The 1997-nt window shown below is 73.5% G+C and carries 1 protein-coding gene; it reads left to right on the top strand.

What is annotated here, in order from left to right:
• A partial coding sequence (locus DMH08_RS39295; RefSeq protein ID WP_233618077.1) for a hypothetical protein occupies positions 1 to 829 on the top strand: 829 nt, incomplete at its 5' end.
• Between the last annotated feature and the right edge of the window lie 1168 nt (positions 830 to 1997).

The raw sequence follows: 1997 nt of genomic DNA, 5'->3' as shown, positions 1-1997 counted from the left end.
CCCACCACCCCTCCAGGCCGCCCTGGTACCGCCTCGATACTTCCTCACCTCCCACACCAACGCGGCAGACGTCACATCTGCGGCACATCCGGACTCGGACACACCTCCACCGGCCGCCCGCTCCCACGCCACCACCGCCACCGTGGCGACGGCGTTGCTCCTCCTCCTTCTCCCGGTCGTCGCCGCGATCTGCTACCCGTTGCGACGCCGCTTCTCCTCCCCCGCATCCCCGAACCCGTCGCCATCACCGGCGCTCCGGCACCGGCCGCCGGTCGACCCGTTCGCCGTCGGCACCGTGGGACTCGCGGGCCCGGGAGCCCTGGCAACGGCCCGCGTGCTGACCCTCGCCGCCCTCGGAACGCAACACCCGTCCCTGATCGTGATCCCGCGCCCGGACGTCACCCGCATGTTCGGCCTCGACGAAGACGAATTCCTTGACGACGACATGTCCGAACTGTTCATCCCCGGGAATCTCGACGCCGCCCTGGCCTATCTCGAAACCGAGCTGACGATCCGCCGGAACGCCGGCAAACCCCCTATCCCCCGGCTGCTCCTCGTCGCCGACTGCGCGGGCGAGACCGACCGGATCCACGAAATCCTGGACATCCAACGAGGCGGGGTGTCTGCGATCCTGCTGGGCCCCTGGACCGGCGACCGCGCGACCATCACCGCCGGTGGTCTGGTGGCCGTCCCTCCGACGGAGGCGACCCTGCCCGCCAGCCTGCCGACGATGTCCAGAATCCAGGCTCACGACCTCCTCTACGCCGCCATCACGCCCCCGCCCGTCCGCCGACGCCCCAACCGCCGCTCCACCGCCCGCCGCACCTGACCAAGCACAGACGGCCCAGGGGCACGTTCAGCGCGGTACACACCTCCAACCGCCCCCGCAGCGCAGGGCGCCAGAGCGCCAGAGCGCCGGGCACCGGGGCACCGGGGCACCGGGGCACCGGGGCACCGGGGCACCGGGCTCAGCGAACCGCGCCATCTCGAAATTCGGCGACCCGACCGACAGAAGCAGCCAGCCAGCATGGCCCCGGCCGCCGCAGGGCAACAGCCGCCATGGCAACAGCCAGCGCGGCAGTCGACGCAGCGCCACGCCGGCCAACATCCACAAACCCGGCCTCGCGCCGCCCAGCCTTTCGACCACACCCGACCAAGCGCCGACCGGCACGGCAACGACTCGGCATGGCAGTCGACGGGCGGCAATCCAGGCAGCGTGGCGGCCCAACACGGCGCGAGGGTCGCGCTCACGTGCCTGCGCCTTGGCCCCCTCGCCCCCCACTGAGCCCCCAAGACGTCCACGCACCCGGATGCACGCACTCGCAAGGGTCGCGCTCATGTCCCCGCGCGCCCCGGCCTCCTCGACCCCCTGCCGTGCGACCAGGACGTCCGCGTGCCCGGATGCACGCACTCCGTGAGGGGTCGCCCTTATGTCTCCGCGCTCTGGCCCCCTCGCGCCCCACCGCGCCCCCAGTGCGTGTACGCCCGGATGCGCGTCTGGCGACATGCTGTGGAGCGCGGAGCCACCCGTGGTCGCGGCAGCAGGGCGGTTCGTCGCGGCAGCAGGGCGGTTCGGGGGCGAGCGCCCCGGTCGGCGGTGGTTGCTATGCGCGGCCGGTCGTGGCGCCGCGGCGAAGGGCCCCGGCGGCCGGGCGACGTCGGCCGGGTCGCCGGATACAGCTCCCCTCGGCCCGCACGCCAGCGCGCTTGGGCCCGCTCCCGCGCCAGCGGTCTGGTTGCCGGACGAACGGCGACGGCGCTGCCCCACTGGCCCGACACCGCGGTCGGGGTCCGGTGCACGGCCCTGCGCCTCGCGCCCCTTGAGTTGGGAGCCTCGGCTTCGTGGGGCGGCGCGCGAACGCGGCAGCCGAGCGCCGTCCCGCACCTGGCAGTAACCGCCATGGCGGCAACGAGCGTCGCAGTCGGTGGTACTGCCAGTGCGGGTGCGGTTTGCGGCAAAGAGGTGAGCAGGGCGCCGGGCTTGTGAGGGTGGGGGC

The sequence above is a fragment of the Actinomadura sp. WAC 06369 genome (assembly GCF_003947565.1).
GTDB classification, from domain to species: domain Bacteria; phylum Actinomycetota; class Actinomycetes; order Streptosporangiales; family Streptosporangiaceae; genus Spirillospora; species Spirillospora rifamycini.
The sequence above is the reverse complement of the archived record's forward strand: the minus strand, read 5'-3'. Positions and strand labels throughout refer to the sequence as shown.